Here is a 3,563-nt window from a genome sequence, read left to right on the forward strand (position 1 = left end):
GGGTATGTTATAGGGGGGGGGGGGTATTATAAAGGAACGGTTGCCAACACCACAGCGGTGAACAGCTATGTCGATGGCACTAAAGTAAATATTGGATCTATCGCCAATGATCAGCTTCTTTGCCAAAAAGCAGACCCCCGGGTGTTAACAGCCAATTGCTGCCTGAGAACTGAATTTCTGGATGCGTTTGATTTATCGTACAATGATGTTTGCCTGGTAAATACCGCTACAGTGTCAACACCCGCTACAGCATCAACTGCCGCTAAAGAGTCAACAGCTGTGGTGGCGGGAAATGCCACAGCGTCAACACCCGCTACAGCACCAACTGCCGCTAAAGAGTCAACAGCTGTGGTGGCAGCAAATGCCACAGCGTCAACACCCGCTACAGCATCAACTGCCGCTAAAGAGTCAACAGCTGTGGTGGCGGCAAATACCACAGCGGCAACACCCGCTACAGCACCAACAGCCGCTAAACAGTCAACAGCTGCCGCGGCGGCAAATGCCACAGTGTCAACAGCCGCGACAGCATCAACACCCATATATATTAAAGATGCAGAAACCCTGGGCAAGATTGGTCGAGATTCCCGCTATCCACTGAACGGTACCTACCAACAGACAGCGGATATTGTTGTCACTAAAGACTATCAATCCATTGGCGATACCCATCCATTCACCGGGGAGTACGATGGGCAGGGCCGTAACATCAGCGGCCTGTCTGACTGTTTTGTTGACATTCTGGAAGGCAGCATCACTCACCTTCACTTTACTTGTGCCAATATAACAAATTCCCGGAAGACGACTGGGTTAGCAGCCTGTGTTGTTGATGTTAATGGCACAGTCAGTAATATCCGGGCGGAAAATGTTCATATTCTCACCTCGGGTCGGAGTGCATACGCCGGCATCGGGGGAGGGTGGGTTAAAGGAACGGTTGCCAACACCACGGCGGTGAACAGCTATGTCAATACCTCGGATTCGAATGCATACGCCGGCATTGGGGGGGGGAGGGTTGACGGCACGGTTGCCAACACCACGGCGGTGAACAGTCATGTCAAAACCGAGGGTAGATCTGCAGACGCCGGCATCGGGGGGGGGCGGGTTTCAGGAACGGTTGCCGAAACCACGGCGGTGAACAGCACGGTCGAAACCGAGGGTAGGTTTGCACAAGGCGGCATCGGGGGGGGGAGGGTTGACGGCACGGTTGCCCACACCACGGCGGTGAACAGCTATGTCAATGGCATTAAAGTGAATAATACTGAATCTATCGCCAATGATCAGCTTCTTTGCCAAAAAGCAGACCCACGGGTGTTAACAGCCAGTTGCTCTTCGCGAACAGAATTTCTGGATGCGTTGGATTTATCGGTTTGCCCAAATGCCGCTACAGCATCAACACCCATAGAGATTAATGATGCAGAAACCCTGGGCAAGATTGGTCGACATCCCGACTATCGACTGGACGGTACTTATCAACAGAAAGCGGATATTGTTGTCACTAAAGACTATCCATCCATTGGCAATGATACCCAGCCATTCACCGGGGAGTACGATGGGCAGGGCCGTACCATCAGCGGCCTGTCTGACTGTTTTGTTGACACTCTGAAAGGCAGCATCCGTGACCTTCACTTTACTTGTGCCAATATAAATTCCCGGAAGACGACCGGGTTAGCAGCCTGTGTTGTTGATGTTACTGGCACAGTCAGTAATATCCGGGCGAAAGATGTTCGTATTGTCACCAGGGGGCGATATGCATACGCCGGCATCGGGGGGGGGGATGTTAAAGCTGGAGGAACGGTTGCCAACACCACGACAGTGAACAGCAATGTCACAACCTCGGATTCGAATGCATACGCCGGCATCGGGGGAGGGAGGGTTGACGGCACGGTTACCAACACCACGGCGGTGAACAGCTATGTCAAAACCGAGGGTAGATCTGCATACGGCGGCATCGGGGGGGGAAGGGTTGACGGCACGGTTGCCCACACCACGGCGGTGAACAGCCATGTCAAAACCGAGGGTAGGTTTGCCCAAGGCGGCATCGGGGGGGGAAGGGTTGACGGCACGGTTGCCCACACCACGGCGGTGAACAGCCATGTCAAAACCGAGGGTAGGTTTGCCCAAGGCGGCATCGGGGGGGGAAGGGTTGAAGGCACGGTTGCCCACAGCACGGCGGTGAACAGCTATGTCAATGGCATTAAAGTGAATAATACTGAATCTATCTCCAATGATCAGCTTCTTTGCCAAAAAGCAGACCCACGGGTGTTAACAGCCAATTGCTCTTCGCGAACAGAATTTCTGGATGCATTGGATTTGTCCAGTGATGCTTGCCCGGTAAATACCGCTACATCCATTGCCGATGGAGGAAGGTTTGCCGACACCCCGGCGGTAGCCGCTACCTTGGGAATTACCTCAGGTTCCCTTCTGGCAGCGGGCGGATTGGGGATTGCCGCCTATTCAACCTATCAATGGATTACCGGTTACCAGGAGGGGTTGCGTGGTCAGGAGCTGGCGATGAAACCAGTGACCCGTGGTAAAGAACTGGCAAGCACTGCGGTCAACTCGGTATCACAGGGTATTCAGGGAATCAGAGAACGAATGAACAGGCAGAGTGTTTCTACGCAGGAACCAGCCCATGAAATGAGCCAGGTAAAGACTGACAGAGTGACTGAGCTGTACAAACGTATTAATCAGCTATCACAACCGGAACATCCGGAAAACCTGTTACACGGTTTCAATGCAATTGATGGGAAACCAGCGTCATGAAACTTGAATGTGTTCAAAAAGAAAGACCGCACTCTGGATTTTTGCCTCCCGTCTCAGGTTAGACATTAAGGGATCCATTGCAGAAAACCAGTTACTTTACTCCGCTGTTATTCCATACAGGGATGTACGAAACCCACCTTGCAGTGAGAACTATCTTGCCGGGCATTCACCTCCCTGTGGGACGGGTCCTGTGCAGGATGACAGCGGAGTGAATCGGTAGATTTTCGCTGCTAATGCTATCACCGGTCAAAGGGCATCCAACAGCCAACCATAACCGATACGTTCCTGTTCAAGACGCAGGTTTTTCCCGTAAGTGTTATCTTTCAGTGCCGCAAACAATGGCAATTCATCCGGGGTAAGTCCCGCCAGTTCACCGGTAAAACGTTTACTGTCCATCTCCTCCGTGCAAAGTTCCAGATGCGCTTGCAGGGTGGCCTGGTCCATCAACAATGAGCGGACTTGCGGAAAATACTGCCGCAGGCGGGAGAGTATGGCAAAACCATGGGTGTCAATATCGCCCCAGTAGATAATCTCTTTTTCCTTCAGCCAGCCAATGGAAGACAATGACTGAATACCATAGCCCAACCCAAAGATCACAATGGCATCCGGTACCGGTGGAAAGGCAAGACCATTGACCTTGTTTTCTGTGATAAACACCTTGCTGGTTCCCGGATCTATAAATTGCGACACCGGAACCGTGATATCCGTCACCGGGCCGGGATGATCCAATAACCGGTAGCGCACCAGTGGCTCATCAAACCGCAGGCCAAAGCGGCGTTCAAAACCGTTTTCTGCGAGACCGGCGA

General features: G+C 52.5%; 2 protein-coding genes. One reads left to right on the forward strand and one right to left on the reverse strand.

All coding sequences use genetic code 11. The annotated features are described in order from the left end of the window. A partial coding sequence (locus J7438_RS24750; protein WP_209278717.1) for a hypothetical protein occupies positions 1 to 2,757 on the forward strand: 2,757 nt, incomplete at its 5' end. Positions 2,758 to 3,003: 246 nt separating this feature from the next. Here the strand turns inward: J7438_RS24750 and J7438_RS24755 are convergent. After that, on the reverse strand, positions 3,004 to 3,563 hold a 560-nt coding region (locus tag J7438_RS24755; protein ID WP_209278718.1), incomplete at its 5' end, for a DUF2220 domain-containing protein.

This window comes from Thalassotalea sp. G20_0 (assembly GCF_017744175.1).
Taxonomy (GTDB): Bacteria; Pseudomonadota; Gammaproteobacteria; order Pseudomonadales; family Endozoicomonadaceae; genus Endozoicomonas.